Source organism: Lentibacillus kapialis, assembly GCF_014646635.1.
In the GTDB taxonomy this organism is placed as follows: domain Bacteria; phylum Bacillota; class Bacilli; order Bacillales; family Amphibacillaceae; genus Lentibacillus; species Lentibacillus kapialis.
Genome location: NZ_BMNQ01000118.1, coordinates 1 through 1,409 on the forward strand (window position 1 = coordinate 1; position 1,409 = coordinate 1,409).

The 1,409-nt window shown below is 39.0% G+C and carries 1 protein-coding gene; it reads right to left on the bottom strand.

What is annotated here, in order from left to right:
• Positions 1-145: 145 nt before the first annotated feature.
• Positions 146-1,193 (bottom strand): IS630 family transposase gene (locus IEW67_RS17815; protein WP_188634423.1). Its coding sequence is split into 2 segments (ribosomal slippage): positions 146-701 and positions 700-1,193, totalling 1,050 coding nucleotides; the frame shifts between segments, so codons are not numbered across the junction.
• Positions 1,194-1,409: the final 216 nt, after the last annotated feature.

Here is a 1,409-nt window from a genome sequence, read left to right on the forward strand (position 1 = left end):
AGGGTTAATGATATTGCGAACTTTTGCATCTACTTGAATCAATTAGGCTATCAGTCTTACATTCCGAGAACGCCTAAAAAGTATCAGACAACTTTCACACCATATATTTTTTCAAAAGACGAGCTATATAGATGGAACTTAAGATTTACAACTTATTGCACAGCCGCTGGACTATTGTCTCAGGACGCTTGCTGATCTCTGAAATAAATGACTGAACAGCCTGACGAATTTCATCAACGGATTTATAGAACACATTGTATATGACTGACTTTTTCAACCACCCCCACAGTCCTTCGATCAAATTTAACTCTGGGCTATAGGGTGGGAGAAATAATAAGTCCAATTGTTCAGAGTGTTCCTGTAAAAATGGCTGAATCAGTTTGGCATGATGGATTTTTGCGTTATCCAGGACCATGAGGATCTTTTCATTTGGATAACGTTCAACCACCTTTTCCAAAAAGGACAAAAAGACTTTTGCATCATATCGTTCTCTTTCAATGCAGAAAACATCGCCGGATTCATAGTCCAACGTGCCGATTAATTTGACACCATGGTGCTTACCATATGTCGGTATCTTTTTTTGTTGGCCTTTTGGAAACCAAGTATTGGCAATGGCCTGATAATCTCGAATCATGGACTCATCCTGAAACAAAACTCGATCAATCTCGCCATCGTTCATTTTTTTTAGCCGTTTCAAATTCTTTTTTGAATACTTCCTGTTTTTCAGGGTCTGCTTTTGCCAAGGTATATGTTGGCTTTGTGTAACTAAACCCTAAACGGTGTAGCAAAGCACGCACGCCCCGATCTGAAAACGTGACATTATATTTTTGCTTGATCCATTCGCGTATTAAAGAAGAGGTCCAGTTCATTTCAGCGGGAAAGTCAACATCAACCGGCATTTGATTAACAATTGTATCGTAGACTTCTTGTTCCTGCTCTTCTGTAAGATGACGGGGCCTGCCCGGAGATTCACCTGGAATTAATCCTGCCAAGCCATGGGATTTATAGGCGTTTACGTAATTATATATTGTTTTCTCACTGCATCCTATGAACGCCGCAATTTCGTGCATCGGCCGGCCTTTTAAATACTTGAAAGTCGCTTGATAACGTTTAAACAAACGAAGGTCCTTTGTGTCTTTCATAGCTCCTTTGATAGCTTGAATTTCAGGATCGAGATCATCATATGAATACATCTTTTTCATTTTGCCCGCCTCCATAGGTAAAGAATCTATTACCTATACTAATTAGACAAAAGTTCCTGAAATCCTTTTTTACCGTTTATATAAAATCATTTTTTATTGCTTGTGACACGATCAAGGTACATGGTGAATCTAATATCAAATTTATCCTTCCTGTCGTTTTTCGTGTCATTTACGGCTGCGGCTTAAGGAGAAATGAAGCATTGTCAC